Below are 14,745 nucleotides of genomic sequence, written 5' to 3'. Positions count from 1 at the left end.
CCCATAAGTATTGAATATGTCTGATAGAATGGAAGTAGAGCAGCCCGTATCTGATAAAATTGAATTGAACACCATTGAAGAGGCGATTGAAGCCATTAGAAATGGAGAGGTAATCATTGTTGTAGACGATGAAGACCGCGAAAATGAAGGTGATTTTATTTGTGCTGCCGAAAAAACAACTCCAGAAATCATCAATTTTATGGCCACTCATGGTCGAGGTTTAATTTGCGCTTCCTTGGTAGAAGATCGTTGCGATGAACTGGGTTTAGAGCTTATGGTTGGCGCAAATACAGCAGCTTACGAAACCCCATTTACTGTTTCTGTCGACCTTATTGGGCATGGTTGTACTACAGGTATTTCTGCTAGTGATAGAGCCAAAACAGTTCAGGCTTTAGTAGATCCACACACCAGGCCTGAGGAATTGGGCAAACCAGGGCATATTTTTCCTCTTCGAGCTAAAAGAGGAGGCGTTTTAAGAAGAACCGGCCATACTGAAGCTACAATAGATTTTGCTCGTTTGGCTGGGTTGAAACCAGGTGGCGTTTTGGTAGAAATCATGAATGAAGATGGCTCAATGGCTCGTCTTCCAGATTTGAAAAAAGTGGCTGAAAGGTTCAATTTGAAGCTGGTTTCTATTGAAGATCTGATTTCCTACAGGCTAGAAAAGGAAAGCTTAATAGAAAAAGTAGAAGGCGTAGATTTACCTACCGAATATGGTGATTTCCATTTGCAGGCTTATCGCCAAACCAATTCAGAAGAAATCCATTTGGCAGTAGTAAAAGGCGAATGGGAACCAGATGAACCTGTTTTGGTTCGTGTTCATTCTTCAAGTACTCTGGGCGATATTTTTGGTTTCAATGGAGATACAGGCAATCCAATCAAACATGCACTTCGTATGATTGAAGAAGAGGGGAAGGGTGTAGTTCTCTATATGAATCAGGGCTCTAGAGGAGGCGGATTGTTGGATGAACTCAAGGCACTAAAAGCTTCTCCTTCTCCTGAGGGTAAGTTTGGTCAAAAAATGGATCAAAAAGACTACGGTATTGGAGCTCAAATTCTAAGAGATTTGGGTATTTCTAAGATTAAGTTAATGTCCAACCATCCTAGAAAACGTGTTGGTTTAATAGGTTATGGTTTGGAAATTGAAGAATATGTAGAGATCAGGAAGAATAAGTCCTAGATTTTGAAACAATTTTCACAGCATACGTTTTCATCTATTAGTATGAGATTCATGTTGATTATTGCGGGGCTGGCTATTTTAAGTTTCAACCAAAGCTTTGGGCAGCAATTGCCATCTGAAATGTGGCACAAAGGTGAGGTGAAACTCTTGGATCAATCTCTTCGTCAAGGTATGCTGAAATATGATTTGGTGCGCGAAGCCGTTCAAATTAAGGTAGAAGATAAAACCGAAACCTACGATGCAAGCCAAATCATCTCCTTTCGTTTTTTGCAGGCTTCAATCAATGCAGTCAGAATTTTTTATTCCCTTCCCTACGAAACCCAATTTAATTATGTAAGGCCTCAGTTTTTTGAGATTGTCGTTGAAGGTAAAATGAGTTTGCTAGTGCGTGAACAAGAAATGATCACCAGTGCAAATACGAGCAGTTATAGTCGTGGGAGATATTACAATGATCCATTTTACAATCCTGCAACAAGAGGAGCTGTGAGTAGAAAGTATTTAAGTTATAAAATCTATTTTGCCGCTCAAGATGGCGTGATTACAGAATCTACAAATAAGAAGAAAGATATTTTGGCTCTGTTTGATGGTGACAAAACGGAATTGAAAAAATATATCAAAAAAGAGAATCTAAAGCTTGATCGCTTGGCTGATGTTGCGAAATTGGTGCAATATTACAACAACGATTTAAGCTAAATGTCAAAACCTCTTATTCTCATTTCAAATGATGATGGTATAACCTCGAAAGGGATCCGTGTGCTTGTAGAAGCCATGGCGGAACTCGGAGAGGTAATAGTTGTAGCACCAGATAGCCCTCAGTCAGGAATGGGGCATGCCATTACCATTGGTCATCCCTTAAGATTAATTGAAACCGATATTTTTGATGATTTAGGCGTTTTGGCATACAAGTGTTCGGGTACACCAGCCGACTGTGTGAAATTGGCTAAACATCATGTGTTGAAAGAACGAAATCCTGATTTGGTGGTAAGTGGAGTAAATCATGGCAGCAATTTGGCGGTGAGTGTTCTTTATTCGGGAACCATGTCTGCTGCTATTGAAGGAGCTATAGAGGGTTACCCATCCATTGGTTATTCATTAGCAGATTTCTCTCTTAAAGCAGATTTTTCTCATTCCATAGAGTTGATACAACACATTGCTAAACAGGTTTTGGAAAAAGGCTTAACAAAAGGCGTTGCTTTGAATGTCAATATTCCACCTAAACAAAATGAGAAGATAAAAGGCATTAAAATCTGTCGTCAGGCAAAGGCACATTGGGAAGAAGAATTCGACCATAGAAGAGATCCTTATGGCCGTCCTTATTTTTGGCTCGCAGGTAATTTTGTAAATAATGACAAGGGAGAAGACACCGATGTTTGGGCTGTTGACAACAACTATATTTCTGTTGTGCCTTGTCAATATGATCTTACAGCACACCACACAATGGCTCAAATAAATGATGAGTGGGAGATTTGATGTCTCCCTTTAATCTCATTTTTGAGTGATTTCAAAAGACTTATATACTTTCTCATTTTCGGAGTCAGGTTCGGCTATTGGAAAATGTGCCTTATTTCCTACTACAAAAATATCGTAAGTTACCCGAGAGTAATTTAGGTCTTCTATAGATATTGGAGCCAGTCCAGATTTTTTAGTCTTTGTGTCGAAAACGATGAGTGATGCGCCAATTAAATCGGGCACTTCTTCATTCGTTTCTGGGTCAATCTTGATTTTACTTCCATGGGAAAATACCCGGTAAATGTATCTGTTGTCAGTCGAAGAAAGCATTGATTTAAAAACTGGAGGTTGTTTGGGGTTTGGGCCTATACTAATTCCTCCGCCTTCTAACTTTGTTATTTTAGAAAGTGAAAAATAACCATCTAAGTCCGTGGAAGGAATAGCTGGATTTCCTGCAAAATATTTTCCCTTAAAAGTTTCGCCTTCAAAGTAATATAGGCTGTCAGAGATTTGAGAGCTTACGTATAAATAATCATAATCTCCTGCAAAATAGAATGTCATTGTGCTAATGCCTCCAGATTTCGACATTTCTCTGATTCTTTCAGCTTTTTCTTCATAGAAAGGAAAGATTGACCTTTCGTCTAGATAAACTTCTTCGATTTCTTCTTTTTCAAAGTCATAAATACATCTCAGCCAACTCGTGTCTTCTTCGCTTGGAACTCGGATAACATAGCTTGTATACAGTTTTCCATCTTTATAGGTAGTGCTTGGATTGAAAGACAGCTCATGTTGGCTAAAGGAGAAGGAATCGTGGGCTTTAATTCTTTTCAATATTTTCCCTTCTCCATCTAAATGATAATAAAATTGCATGGTGTTGATGAAGATGTTGTCGAGATCGGACACCCAATAATCAAGGAAATAATAAGGGTTTTCTACCGCATTTGGCCCCTCTTTGTCGAGTTTGATTTTGTGAGATAGCTCTCCGGTTTCATACTTGTAGAAGTATATGCTGTGGTTGTTGTGATTGAAGAAGTGATAGTATGTCACATCATTGAGGACGCTAATTTTTGGTGCAATTCGATCGAAAGCCGTTTCGTCATCTAGTTGAAAAACTTTGTCTGCTATAGGGGTTAGTGAATAATTTAATGCTTCTGATTCTTCGTTGTTCGAAGATCCACAGCTGAAAAGTACTGCGTTAAAGCACAGAGCTAAAAAAAGTATTTTGAATTTCATGTTTAGAGCTTTGAATCAGTACTTAATATAGTGAAAAGTAAACTAAAAATCAGAACACAAGTTAAGGAGGCAATGTGATTTATTAGCTTCCGGTTGTTAGCCATAAAGTCAAATCAGCAGTGTTGTTGGCATTAGGGATCAGTTCTAGTTTTAAATCGAAAAGCTTCTTGTCTCCAGATCCACGTTTAAGCTGAAGAGAACCTGTTAAAGCTCCGTTTTCCTTATTTTCAGACAGCGCTTGAGGGATAAATACTTTCACTTTTTGGTCAAGACTATTGATGTTGAATTCCTGAGCTACAATGGATAATATGTCGTAAAAGTATACAAGCCCGTCTTGGGCAGAGATATTTTTAAATAGCTCCACTTTGATTTCAATCTTTAAGTTGAGGTTGAAAATCTTGTCATCACTGGCTAAAGTTCTGGCAAGCGTTTGAGGATTATCCCCAAGAAGTTGAACGGTACATTTGTTCCAGGTATCATCTACTTTTTCTCCTATTAATGGGCTTCCATCAATTATACTTGAACGCGCACCTAGTTGTTTTTCTATCAGACTGTAGATGTTCGAGTAGAGTGTGTGATAATCTCCACCCATGAATTCATAATAGCTTACTGGGCTATCAAGATTGAAGATGTAGTAGTTTCCATTTAGGCCAACAACGGTTGCCTGAAGAATAATGCGTTTTGCGAAGTCTCCAACCAGAAAATGGACAGTGTAGGTTGAAAGATTATCCTTATTAGGGTCGGGAACGGAAAATGGGCCATCACTTTTGCTTTCATGATTTTCGACTTGCATAGGTACATTGGCCCAAAGTGAAAATTCCGATAATTCGATTTCAGCTTTGGAGAGGTAGGTTTTCAGTTGACTAGTACTTTCTTTATAGGCTTGAGTGGTAGAATTTAATCCTTCTCGAATGGCTGTTTCTATTTCGGCTTCTGTTAATGGTTTTTCAAGAGTTGGAATAATGGCCTTATTAAAGTATGTCCGCATTACTTCCTCATTTACCAATGCAGAATCGGTTTGTTCTAAAATGTCATCGACCAACTTTTGGCCCAAGGGCTTAAGGTAATCTAAGGTTTGGGCTTGCTGTTGAAAGCTGAAGGAAACAAACGCTAGTATGAATAAAGTGAATTTAGATTTCATGTGCTTTGAGTTTGGAAGGTTAAGAAAAGAGTGGGAGCAGAAGCTCCCACCACCCATTGTGGGCAACTCCACCTCAAAGCATATGGAGTATGCTTTGAGGGAATGAATTACTTTACTCTAAATTTCACTCGATTTCTTTCCTTTTGAGCCGAGTGAAAAATGGTCAGTTAATAAGCCTTTGAAATCTTTTTGAGATGGATTTCCGATCGCCTGTTATCCTCGCTTACTTTCACCAAAACCAGCTCTTTACGGTTCATTTTTGTGATTTCCCAAACCTCTTCTTTATAAGTGTCGGGGTTCCAAATCAATTTTCCTTCCTTAATAATGTATGGGTTTTCTTGCTTCCCTTTTGTGTAGGTGAGTTTCTCTTCATCAAAAATGATGTTTCCTAAGTCTGGGTCTTTTTTGGTAAGGTCAATGCCTCGATTAACAGCAAGTGTGATTTGCCAAGTACCTAGAATGTGTTTTGTGTTTTGAGCTTCACTCACCATGGTATGTGATAAGAAGAAAACGAGTAAAATGACTTTGTGAAAATGCATTGCTTTGAGATTTTATGAGCCTCAAAGTTCCTTCCCAAAAAGGGCGATTAATCTCCCTGAAATGGTGGTTTTTATCATGGTTTTCCATGAGATTATTAAATTGGAATATGATTTTCTAAGAAAATAAGTTTTTGGATTAAGCTTCATTTAGCTATTTTAATCCACAACTCCGCTGCCAGCTGCTAAGTGTATTTCGTTTGAAAGTGATTTTTTAGAAATTTTTTCCAATGAAAACAAAACTTGGTTGGCTTACTTTATGCCTCTGCTCACTGATTTTTGCGAATGCTTCTGGACAAGAAGATAGTCTTCATGCTGTACTGAAAACGGCTCTGAAAAAAGGAGAGCTGATTGAAGTTGTCAATGGCTATAAAATGCTAGGGCGCTTTTATGAAGCCAATTTACTATTTGACTCAGCATTTTTCTATTACAACAAGGAGGGCTCTTACATCAAAGACCAATTTTCTGGTGAAGCTTACGACACCTTGATGGGCAAAGTGTACATGGACTTCAGTTACGTTTACCTCAATGAAAGGCAAAACGATTTAGCTGGTAAATACTTGGATAGTGCCGAGCAAGTTTATAAAAGCGCAAAAAGCAACGGCAACATTACCCGTGTTTTGAACAACCGAGGAATGATGCTCAATGATATGAATGAGTTTTCCAAGGCGGTGATTCATTTGCTCGAGGCTTTGGAGTACACTAAAAATGAACCTGAAGGAAGAAATAGAAACGCGATTCTAAATAGCGTTTACATCAATATTGGTAAGAGCTATTTAGGGCTTGAAGATTGGAAAAACGCGATTAAATACACAAAGCTTGCTACTAAATACTATTCTCCAGCGAAAGTCAGTAATGGGCATGCTCATTTAAATTTGAGTAATGCTTACATCAATTCCGATTCTTTGGATTTGGCGCTGAAGGAGGCCAAAATTGCCGAAGCGATTTATGACAGTACCACATTTGTGTATGGTAAAATCGCTGTACTGAATAACGTTGGTCAGGTGTATCTCAAGCAAAAGGAATACGATAAGGCCAATTCGTATTTTCAGGAAGAAATTAAGCTTTCGGAAGAAGTGCAATATCCTTTGGGGTTGATCGAAGCATGGATCAATCGCAGCGAGATCCTTGGCGTGAAAAAACAATTCGATTTGGGTATTCAAGAAATGAGAAGGGCTGAAGAGCTCTGTAATCTTTACGATGATAAATTCTATTTAAGAGCAGTAAAGGAAAATCTAGCGGAGCTCTATCAATTAAAAGGGGATTATAAATCTGCTCTAAATGAGTATCAAGAATTTAAAGTGCTGAACGACTTGCTGAAAAATGCGGATAATGTGAAGAGTGTTAATGACTTGATCATTAAATACGAAACTGCAGAAAAGGAAAAGCAGCTGGCAGAACAAGAGGTTGAAATTCAAACGCAGCACGCTACACTTTCAGCCCGAAATACGCAAGTTACCTTACTTGTATCCGGACTTGGATTGCTTCTTTTGGGTGGAGCATTATTTTATAACCGCAACAGAGCCAACCAAAGAGCTACGCTTCAGGCTGCCATAATTTATGAAAAGGAAAAGGGTTTAGAAGCTGTAGTTTTCGCAACAGAAGAAGAAAGAAAACGAATCAGTAAGGATCTGCACGATGGTATTGGTCAGCAGTTGAATGCTTTGAAGCTGGGTTTGAAATCCGTAGAGAAAAAATTGGAAGGCGATACGAAGGAAGAGGTTGCCCAAATTGCTACGCAATTTTCTAAATCTGCCGATGATGTTAGAAAAATCAGCCATCAGATGATGCCAAGAGCTTTAATGGAAGATGGTCTTGTGAAAGCTATTGAAGATTTACTTCGAAATACATTTCAGTTTTCTGACTTAACCTATGAATTCGAGCATCATAAAATGGAAGGGCGACTTGATGAGAAAATCGAAATAAGCCTTTACAGAATTCTTCAGGAGTTGCTAAGTAATATTATCAAGCACTCTGAAGCCACGGAAGTGTACGTTCAACTTATGAAGTTGAAAGATAAAGTCACTCTATTGGTAGAAGATGATGGCAAGGGTTTTTCAGAAGAAAAATCCGATGGACACGGACAAATGAATATTAAGAGCCGCTTAGACCTGATTAAGGGAACCGTAAACTACGAACCTAGCCCACAAAGTGGAGTAGTGGCCATTGTAACAGTGCCAGTGTTATGACGAAAAAAAGCAGATTGATTATTGTAGACGATCATCAGATGATCATAGATGGTTTATCACGAATTATTGCGGAAGAACCTGATTATGAAATCATTTCTACGTATTCAAACCCAAAAGAGGCTTTACAGAAAGTGCCCATTTTAAAGCCTGATATACTGCTTTGCGATCTTGAAATGCCCAATTTGAACGGGCTGGAGTTGGTAATGAAAGTAAAGGAGGAACTTCCAGAATTGAAGACGATTTTGCTCACTATGCATTTGGATCATGCTACTGTAAAAAAGGCCATGAAGATTGGCTTTGATGCTTATATCTTGAAAAATCTGGATGAACATGAACTCAAACTTGCTCTCCAACAGGTTTCCCGTGGGCAAAAGTATTTTAGCTACGAGGTTACTGAAGTCCTTTCCGATAAATCCAAAGTTATGGAGGTATCAAAAGTGGCTAAAACAGCCAGTTTAACGCCAAGGGAAAGGGAAGTTTTACAAATGGTGGCCGAAGCTTATTCCACTAAAGAGATTTCGGAAAAGCTATTTATCAGCATTTCTACCGTTGAAACCCACAGAAAAGCCCTAATCAAGAAGCTTGAAGCCAAGAACGTAGCAGGTTTGGTAAGAATAGCCGTAAGTGAAGGTTTGGTGGGCTAAAATACTGGTTGCAGGAAATTTTCCCGCAACCAGATGTCTCACTCAATTAAGCAGAATAAACAGCAAAAGTGTTTATTTGATTGTTGCTATCAAGTGTGCCCCAAAAGTTGGCTTTGTTAGTTAAGCCAGTCAAAGCGGTTTCTAGGCCGCCATCCAAATTGGATTTTAGTACATATTGCCCTGGGTTCTGTCCTCCTGCAATTCCAATAAGTACTAAACCTTGTTGAGATGAAACAAAAGAGATTTTACCAGTTACGTAGGTAGGTCCTGATTGGGCTTCCGCCATTGAAACAGGAATATTCTGTGATGTTGACATGTTATTAAAATTTAACTCCTACTCATAAGGCTTTTCGGTTTACCGCCTCTCGTTTTTGACTGACGAGAACAGTCCGTTTTTTCTAGTGGGTTCTGCTCCACTTTCTAAAAATTCTGGACAGGAAAAAATGAGATGAAATGGCAGTTGTGTTTTCTGTTAAAAGCACTTTGCTTTAGCCTTTCTCTCGGGCTGATCCATGTTGTCCTGATGACAATGTTTTGAGTGTTTGTCGGTCACTTTCAAAAGCTTTTGTATTTCAAATTTGGGGAGAATATGCAGGCTATGTCAGAGGTCAATCGCCTGAAAGATGAAATGGGGGAATCACCTTGTAAGAAATAAATAAAGGCTGTCTCAAAAGATAAAAGCAAATAATTCTGGTTCTGAAAGTCAGAGATATTTCAGAATTCTTCACTTTGAGTTTTAAAAATACTACCCCCTGAAAAAGTTTAGGGAGAAGTAAACTCACTTTCGAAACAGCCTCGTCACTATTGATTGAGGATTTGGGTTTTTCGGTCCTAACCTTCCAAAAAACCCTTTCTAACGCCCTCCATTACCAGTTTGGCTGAATTATGGACGTTAAATTTTTGTAATAAATTAGTTCTGTGGCCATCTACAGTTCGGCTACTTATAAAAAGCTTGTCAGCGATTTCCTTATTGGAATAGCCTTCAGCAATAAGTTCAAGAACCTCTTGTTCTCTATGGCTCAACGTGATGCTCTGGCCTAGTTTAGGCTCTTGTCGGGTTTTGCGTTTTAGGCTTGAAAGCATGGCCTTCGAAACCTCATTAGAATAATACATGCCCGTAGAATAAACTGTTAAAAGAGCCCTTTTCAACTCTTCCCGATTACTGTCTTTTAACAAATAGCCATTGGCTCCGAGCTCCATGAGATATGAAATCATCCTTTCCTCTTTGTGCATGGTAAGAATCAGCACTTTCAGGTTAGGGTGGCGCTCATTTATTCGCTTAAAAGTTTCAATTCCGTTGAGTTTAGGCATGTCTAAATCTAACAGCAGAATATCAGGTATTGTGGTCTCCAGTGTTTCCAGAGCTTCTGTGCCGCTTTCTGCGTCAAAAATCAATTCAGTTTCTTCTATGCGCGACATCAGTAGTTTAATGCCTTCCCGAAAAAGGGCATGATCATCTACCAATCCGACTTTTATCGTTTCCATTATCTTTCTATTTGTATGCTTATGAGTACTCCGCCATTTTGGGGAGCACCAAACGATATTTTTCCTTTCAAAGCATTAATACGGCTTTCAATATTCTTTAAGCCTAAACCTTTTTTTAGGTGGTATTCTTGCTCCATTCCTCTGCCATTATCTTGGTAATTAAGGCTGAAGGAATGCGCTTGAGCATTCATGGTTAAGCGAATTTCTGTGGCTTCAGAATGTCGAAGCCCATTCGTTAAAAGTTCTTGAACAATCCGATAAATACTCAATTCCATGGCTTGTGGTAAGCGATGTGCGTACGATGCTTTAAATTCAATATTGATGGTAGAAGCTTTTTCGATTCGTTTGATTAACTCAGCAATAGCTTCCGATAAACCAAGATTTTCCAATACAACAGGGCGCAAATCCGAAGAAACCCTTCGGATAGACTTTATCGTTTCGCCCAGCATTGCATCAATTTGGTTGCCCATTTCATGTTCAGTTTGAGTTGTCTCTTCGCTCCAATGCTGCAGATACATTCGAGCCGTGGTTAGCAATACTCCAACGCCATCGTGCAATTCTCTGCCAATTCGGTCGCGCTCATTTTCTTGACTTTCCAAAGTGGCCTGAAGCAATTCCAGCTGATGCATTTCTTCTGCCTGTTTATGCTTTCTTTCCTGTTTAAGTAGCTTTCGCTGGTAAACTACTACAAACAGAATGATGATAATTGAGAGGAAGAACATGCCGATCATCCCAATCACTAAGGCATTAACTTCTGCGGTTACTCCGGATCCATCCATAACGCAATATTGAAACAGAGGTATTGAATGATGTTGAAGAGAATGTGAATCACCCAAACATTGATTGAGTAAGCCAAATCGAGCTGAGTAAGCCAATCGCCAGAAACGAAAAGGACGAGACTGCTGGAGAAATAGATAAGTATGCCTATGTTGATCCAGAAAAAGCTACTCCTTTCAATTCGGGAATAAACCATTTTGCTCAGAATTCTAAAAAAGAGCAAAACAGAAAGCAGTACAAGTGCTATGCTGGAGGTTGTGATCACATTCGTATTCAGTTCTTGCACATTTTGTAAGAACAAGAAATTTAGAATGCCAAACAGCGTCATTAAACCAATGCTGATTTTAACCCATTTTCTTTCTTTCGGATATAAATGCAAAGACAAAATCGTTGCGAACAACCCGTATTCTACAAGCGCATAAATATGGAATACGATATAGTTTCGGATTTCCAGTTCAAGTAATATTCTCGATATGACCTCAGTGGTTAAGGTAAACCCAAAGATTAAAATCAATAACCTTTGGGCTGTTCCTAACTTTTTAAATCGGATTCCACCTACAATTAAGCCGATTACTAAAAGGCTTAAAGGAATGGAAAGGATGAGATCATAAGTCGATTTGTCCATATGAATTTTTAGCGAGGGCAATTACCAAACGGAGGGCATGGCTGCATGTATTGATATAAAATTTGAACCGTTTCATCTTCTTCGCCCGAATCGAGAATGTTGACTACGCTGAGTTTATCGAAAAGCAAATCTTTATGTACATCAGCAAAAGCCTCGGTTGCTGAAGTCTTTCCGTCAGTTCTATATTTCAGCCTGAATTCGGCTACGGTAACGTAAGAAAAGGTATTGTCCACATCTACCTTGTTCAGGTCTATACCAAAGTGGAAGCCGATAAATGCAAGTTTGAATTTGTCTGAAGTACCAGAAAGATACTTTACCAACATTTCGTGCATATTGGCATTCAATGTTTTGGAGAAATTATATCCCAAAAGTTTGCTCAATTCAGGGCTGTCGGTGCTGTCTTTTCTTACTCTGCCTGTAAAGGCATCTTCCATCGAGCTGATTTTTGAATTTCTCCATGTTCTGGTTACCATATCTAGATAAGTTTCCGGCACCTGAAATGAGCCTGTTGATGATACCGCGCTGCCGGTTTTATAGCTGTGCTTTTCTTTTACATAAGGATTGCTTTCATCTATAAATGCTAGGTTTAGTTTACAAACGCCTTTATCATCGAACAACCTCAAAATGGGCATCACTTTTAAATGATCTCCTTCATCCAAACTAAAGCTTATTTTAAAGTCCCAATTTGAATTAACGGCAATTGAATCTTTGGAAAGGATTTCTTGGATGTTTTCTCCGTCCAAATAGAGGTCTCTTACCTTGTACAAGTCTCCATTAGAGCGAGATTTTATGGTGGGCTTTCGGGGTAAGCCAAAAAAATTCTTTGGTAGGTCTACAATGTTACATGCATGCCAATTTTCCACAGCCTTGTCGGCTTCTTTTTCAGATAATTTCATGGTATTTTGGTTTTGATGAGGTAAAAAATTACTTGAATATACACTTTGTGTTAGAGTATTTTCAGGGGAGATGGTATTGAACCTTCAAAACAATGTAATCACTGGGGTGTAATAGGGGATTTACCCCGGGGCGTAGAACGGTTTTATATCAGTAGGCAAGCATAAAAAATGCTAAAGAACAATGTTGATCTTTAGCAAATGACTTCTTAAAACCTGAAAATGTGAGAGAAGAAATAAACTGATTTAGAATCGAGTGCTGTTGCCAATAAGTTTATGCCCCAGTTTCGTTTATGGTTGTTCTCCAAACACAATTTTGAATCCATTGCAATCTATAATACTGAATTCCAAATTGCCATAAATTCTCTTGGTAAGCCCTTCTGAGATTTCTACTTCGGAAGCTTTGTATTCATCAAAAAGTGCTTCAATATCTTTTACCCAGAAATACATATCAAAACCTACTTTTCTCAAAGGAAGATTAGATTTCTGAACCTGATCGTTATCGGCTTTTCCAAAATGAATCTGTAGGCCATCCCGCTCTACCATGGCATAAACGGGTGGTTCTGCGAAATAATCCACAATAGAAAAACCGAGTTTGTCGCGGTAAAACTCAGCGGTTTCAACCACATTTTGAACGACCCATTGTGGGGCCGAAGCGAGAAATTTAGCCTTTTCTTTCATGATGTAGCCCTTAAATCTTTACCAAATTGAAGTAGATATCCGTTGTTGTCGTAAATGCCGAATTCCCTCATTCCGTAGTCAAAATCTTCCATGGGGTAGCAGATTTTGCATTTGCCTTTTAGCTTTTCCCAAAGCTCTTCAACGTTTTCTGTATTGATATAAAATGAGCCAGTGAAGTTTGGTTTAGAAAATTCTACATGTGCATTCGGTAGTGAAAGCATTATTTCTGTTTCGTCTTTCACAAGTATGGCCCATCCCGCTTGCTTGTCGTAGTTTTGGCAATTGAAACCTAAAATTTCAGTATAGAACGAAATGGTTTCTTCCATCTCATTTGTCCAAAGCATAGGGCAGATTTTTGAAAAAGTCATGTTAGATTTTTATGTCCGTGCTCAAAATCTGATTTTTCTTTTTGCTCTCAAAACTATTTTTCTGCTTAAATAAAGATTATTGATTATTCGGTTGGTTTTGAATAGCTTGTGAATACAATCTATGCCCTATGAAATCTTTTTTAATCAGCCTCTTCGCCTTTTTTTCTTTGCTCCCGTGTTCAACTACCAAAGACTCTTTAGACGATTCTATAGGTGCTTGGGCAACCACATATACTGAAAATGGAAGGCCAGTGAAAGCTGTTGCCATTTTGAGTGGAGGTTATACGAGTGTGGCCGCTTTTTATACCGATGACAATTCATTCTATTATACCATGGGCGGTTCGTATAAAATCGATGGCAATAAGGTTACCCAAACTTATGAGTTCAGTACGCTAGACCCAAGTTTGGTGGGCAAATCAGAAACTGCTGAGTTTGAATTGAAAGGCGATGAATTGAAGATTGGCGAAAGTCCACTGGTTTGGAAAAGAATAGACAATGGAACAGGTGGTGATTTGGCGAACGCATTCCTGATTACAGGAAGAATGCGCAATGATGAAATCAGCCGTAGTACTCCTGGAGCTCGAAAAACGATGAAAATTCTTTCAGGAACACGTTTTCAGTGGATCGCCTACAATTCAGAAACTGGTCAGTTTTCTGGAACGGGGGGAGGAACTTACACTACGAAAAATGGTAAGTACACAGAAAATATTGAGTTCTTTTCGAGAGATGTAAGTAGAGTGGGAGCTTCTCTAGAATTCAATTATGAAGTTAAAGACGGAGAGTGGCATCACAGTGGTTTGAGTAGCACAGGAAATCCGATTTACGAAATCTGGACTCCCCGTGCGATGTTGTAATGGCCTAGTCTTCAAGCAATCTTTCGATGTCGTCTATGTGGCCATAAAGCACTAGAATGTCTCCTTTTTCCAGAACAGTGTTGGAAGACGCAACGCCTTGAACTTTACTGGTTTTCTTTGGGATACCAATATGGTTCTGTTCCTCACAAACCTTTATGGTGGTTAAAACAATAAGGTTGTAATGCTTTTTAAAACCTACATCCATAATGGTTTTTCCAACAAAGCGCTCTGGAAGAGTGGCTTCTACAATGCTGTACTCGCCTGTTAGTTCGAAAGAATCGACAATGCCACTTATGTTCAATCGTTTGGCCCAGCGCGTTGCCGTTTCCAGCTCAGGATGAACAATTTCATCGACACCCATGGCTTCCAAAACAGTTTGGTGTAAAGGGCTAATCGCTCTGCTAATCAGTCTCTTTACCTTCATTTTTTTCATCAAAGCCGTTGTCATAACATTGGCACCTTCGTCTTCACCAATACAGATGAGTACGGCATCAGCTTCTTTCAAAGGCAAATGGCCCACGGCCTGAGCGTCCGTGCTATCTAAGCAAACGGAGTGAGTGATGGTTTCCTTAACGGCATCCACCTTGCTCATGTGATTATCAACACCAACTACTTCGTGACCCACCTGAGTGAGTTTTTCTGCCAATGAGGCCCCGAAGTTTCCTAATCCGATGATGACATATTTCATAG

At 39.1% G+C, this 14,745-nt stretch carries 17 protein-coding genes; 6 read left to right on the top strand and 11 right to left on the bottom strand.

From position 1 onward, the window contains the following. The first annotated feature begins 16 nt into the window (after nt 1-16). From ribB to surE, 3 genes are read left to right on the top strand one after another with little or no spacing between them, the layout of a single operon-like run. The gene (gene ribB, locus ACXACJ_RS12945) at nt 17-1,180 is read left to right on the top strand and encodes a 3,4-dihydroxy-2-butanone-4-phosphate synthase (protein WP_475134855.1); all 1,164 of its coding nucleotides are present in this window, start codon (nt 17-19) and stop codon (nt 1,178-1,180) included. A 51-nt stretch (nt 1,181-1,231) separates the two neighbouring features. After that, nucleotides 1,232-1,873 (top strand): hypothetical protein, encoded by a 642-nt coding sequence (locus ACXACJ_RS12940; RefSeq protein ID WP_475134854.1) that lies wholly within the window; start codon nt 1,232-1,234, stop codon nt 1,871-1,873. Beyond that, nucleotides 1,874-2,650, top strand: coding sequence for a 5'/3'-nucleotidase SurE (surE, locus tag ACXACJ_RS12935; RefSeq protein ID WP_475134853.1), 777 nt, complete (start codon nt 1,874-1,876; stop codon nt 2,648-2,650). 15 nt (nt 2,651-2,665) lie between these two features. Here surE and ACXACJ_RS12930 read toward each other — a convergent pair whose 3' ends face one another. The 3 genes from ACXACJ_RS12930 to ACXACJ_RS12920 form a co-directional block, all read right to left on the bottom strand. Next, nucleotides 2,666-3,862 (bottom strand): DUF4221 family protein, encoded by a 1,197-nt coding sequence (locus tag ACXACJ_RS12930; protein WP_475134852.1) that lies wholly within the window; start codon nt 3,860-3,862, stop codon nt 2,666-2,668. A gap of 82 nt (nt 3,863-3,944) precedes the next feature. Further along, nucleotides 3,945-5,003: a hypothetical protein gene (locus ACXACJ_RS12925; protein ID WP_475134851.1), complete on the bottom strand. Its 1,059-nt coding sequence runs from the start codon at nt 5,001-5,003 to the stop codon at nt 3,945-3,947. A 167-nt stretch (nt 5,004-5,170) separates the two neighbouring features. Beyond that, a complete protein-coding gene (locus tag ACXACJ_RS12920; protein ID WP_475134850.1) occupies nt 5,171-5,542 on the bottom strand; it encodes a hypothetical protein in 372 nt (123 codons plus the stop codon). A gap of 227 nt (nt 5,543-5,769) precedes the next feature. Between ACXACJ_RS12920 and ACXACJ_RS12915 the strand changes: the two genes are divergently transcribed. Beyond that, nucleotides 5,770-7,728, top strand: a complete 1,959-nt coding sequence (locus ACXACJ_RS12915) for a tetratricopeptide repeat-containing sensor histidine kinase (protein WP_475134849.1) — start codon at nt 5,770-5,772, stop codon at nt 7,726-7,728. After that, complete coding sequence (locus ACXACJ_RS12910; protein WP_475134848.1) at nt 7,725-8,372, top strand: response regulator; 648 nt, start codon at nt 7,725-7,727, stop codon at nt 8,370-8,372. The genes ACXACJ_RS12915 and ACXACJ_RS12910 overlap by 4 nt, the downstream gene beginning before the upstream one ends. A 46-nt stretch (nt 8,373-8,418) precedes the next feature. On the opposite strand, the gene ACXACJ_RS12905 is transcribed toward ACXACJ_RS12910, so the two are convergent. The 7 genes from ACXACJ_RS12905 to ACXACJ_RS12875 all read right to left on the bottom strand — a co-directional run bounded on the left by ACXACJ_RS12905 (nt 8,419) and on the right by ACXACJ_RS12875 (nt 13,177). Further along, nucleotides 8,419-8,688: a hypothetical protein gene (locus tag ACXACJ_RS12905; RefSeq protein ID WP_475134847.1), complete on the bottom strand. Its 270-nt coding sequence runs from the start codon at nt 8,686-8,688 to the stop codon at nt 8,419-8,421. 515 nt (nt 8,689-9,203) lie between these two features. Continuing rightward, nucleotides 9,204-9,857: a response regulator gene (locus tag ACXACJ_RS12900; protein ID WP_475134846.1), complete on the bottom strand. Its 654-nt coding sequence runs from the start codon at nt 9,855-9,857 to the stop codon at nt 9,204-9,206. Continuing rightward, a complete protein-coding gene (locus tag ACXACJ_RS12895; RefSeq protein WP_475134845.1) occupies nt 9,857-10,636 on the bottom strand; it encodes a sensor histidine kinase in 780 nt (259 codons plus the stop codon). The genes ACXACJ_RS12900 and ACXACJ_RS12895 overlap by 1 nt, the downstream gene beginning before the upstream one ends. Further along, nucleotides 10,618-11,259: a hypothetical protein gene (locus ACXACJ_RS12890; protein ID WP_475134844.1), complete on the bottom strand. Its 642-nt coding sequence runs from the start codon at nt 11,257-11,259 to the stop codon at nt 10,618-10,620. Before ACXACJ_RS12890 ends, ACXACJ_RS12895 begins: the two co-directional genes overlap by 19 nt. An 8-nt stretch (nt 11,260-11,267) precedes the next feature. Beyond that, nucleotides 11,268-12,155, bottom strand: a complete 888-nt coding sequence (locus tag ACXACJ_RS12885; protein ID WP_475134843.1) for a hypothetical protein — start codon at nt 12,153-12,155, stop codon at nt 11,268-11,270. 288 nt (nt 12,156-12,443) lie between these two features. Further along, entirely contained in the window at nt 12,444-12,833 is a 390-nt protein-coding gene (locus tag ACXACJ_RS12880) for a glyoxalase superfamily protein (RefSeq protein ID WP_475134842.1), read from the bottom strand. Then, a complete protein-coding gene (locus ACXACJ_RS12875; RefSeq protein WP_475134841.1) occupies nt 12,830-13,177 on the bottom strand; it encodes a VOC family protein in 348 nt (115 codons plus the stop codon). Before ACXACJ_RS12875 ends, ACXACJ_RS12880 begins: the two co-directional genes overlap by 4 nt. Nucleotides 13,178-13,329: 152 nt before the next feature. Here ACXACJ_RS12875 and ACXACJ_RS12870 point away from each other — a divergent pair, with 152 nt between their 5' ends. Beyond that, a complete protein-coding gene (locus ACXACJ_RS12870; RefSeq protein ID WP_475134840.1) occupies nt 13,330-14,055 on the top strand; it encodes a membrane or secreted protein in 726 nt (241 codons plus the stop codon). A 4-nt stretch (nt 14,056-14,059) separates the two neighbouring features. Here the strand turns inward: ACXACJ_RS12870 and ACXACJ_RS12865 are convergent, their stop codons facing one another. Beyond that, nucleotides 14,060-14,743, bottom strand: coding sequence for a potassium channel family protein (locus ACXACJ_RS12865; protein WP_475134839.1), 684 nt, complete (start codon nt 14,741-14,743; stop codon nt 14,060-14,062). Nucleotides 14,744-14,745: the final 2 nt, after the last annotated feature.

It is taken from the genome of Roseivirga sp. AWQ4_251, from assembly GCF_056158225.1.
Note: the sequence above shows the minus strand (reverse complement) of the source record. Positions and strands in the feature narration are given on the sequence as shown.

Bases quoted from the DNA above. Each gene is read 5' to 3' on its own strand.
- ribB (WP_475134855.1), top strand. From the start codon at position 17: ATGTCTGATAGAATGGAAGTAGAGCAGCCCGTATCTGATAAAATTGAA.
- ACXACJ_RS12940 (WP_475134854.1), top strand. From the start codon at position 1,232: ATGTTGATTATTGCGGGGCTGGCTATTTTAAGTTTCAACCAAAGCTTT.
- surE (WP_475134853.1), top strand. From the start codon at position 1,874: ATGTCAAAACCTCTTATTCTCATTTCAAATGATGATGGTATAACCTCG.
- ACXACJ_RS12930 (WP_475134852.1), bottom strand. From the start codon at position 3,862: ATGAAATTCAAAATACTTTTTTTAGCTCTGTGCTTTAACGCAGTACTT.
- ACXACJ_RS12925 (WP_475134851.1), bottom strand. From the start codon at position 5,003: ATGAAATCTAAATTCACTTTATTCATACTAGCGTTTGTTTCCTTCAGC.
- ACXACJ_RS12920 (WP_475134850.1), bottom strand. From the start codon at position 5,542: ATGCATTTTCACAAAGTCATTTTACTCGTTTTCTTCTTATCACATACC.
- ACXACJ_RS12915 (WP_475134849.1), top strand. From the start codon at position 5,770: ATGAAAACAAAACTTGGTTGGCTTACTTTATGCCTCTGCTCACTGATT.
- ACXACJ_RS12910 (WP_475134848.1), top strand. From the start codon at position 7,725: ATGACGAAAAAAAGCAGATTGATTATTGTAGACGATCATCAGATGATC.
- ACXACJ_RS12905 (WP_475134847.1), bottom strand. From the start codon at position 8,688: ATGTCAACATCACAGAATATTCCTGTTTCAATGGCGGAAGCCCAATCA.
- ACXACJ_RS12900 (WP_475134846.1), bottom strand. From the start codon at position 9,857: ATGGAAACGATAAAAGTCGGATTGGTAGATGATCATGCCCTTTTTCGG.
- ACXACJ_RS12895 (WP_475134845.1), bottom strand. From the start codon at position 10,636: ATGGATGGATCCGGAGTAACCGCAGAAGTTAATGCCTTAGTGATTGGG.
- ACXACJ_RS12890 (WP_475134844.1), bottom strand. From the start codon at position 11,259: ATGGACAAATCGACTTATGATCTCATCCTTTCCATTCCTTTAAGCCTT.
- ACXACJ_RS12885 (WP_475134843.1), bottom strand. From the start codon at position 12,155: ATGAAATTATCTGAAAAAGAAGCCGACAAGGCTGTGGAAAATTGGCAT.
- ACXACJ_RS12880 (WP_475134842.1), bottom strand. From the start codon at position 12,833: ATGAAAGAAAAGGCTAAATTTCTCGCTTCGGCCCCACAATGGGTCGTT.
- ACXACJ_RS12875 (WP_475134841.1), bottom strand. From the start codon at position 13,177: ATGCTTTGGACAAATGAGATGGAAGAAACCATTTCGTTCTATACTGAA.
- ACXACJ_RS12870 (WP_475134840.1), top strand. From the start codon at position 13,330: ATGAAATCTTTTTTAATCAGCCTCTTCGCCTTTTTTTCTTTGCTCCCG.
- ACXACJ_RS12865 (WP_475134839.1), bottom strand. From the start codon at position 14,743: ATGAAATATGTCATCATCGGATTAGGAAACTTCGGGGCCTCATTGGCA.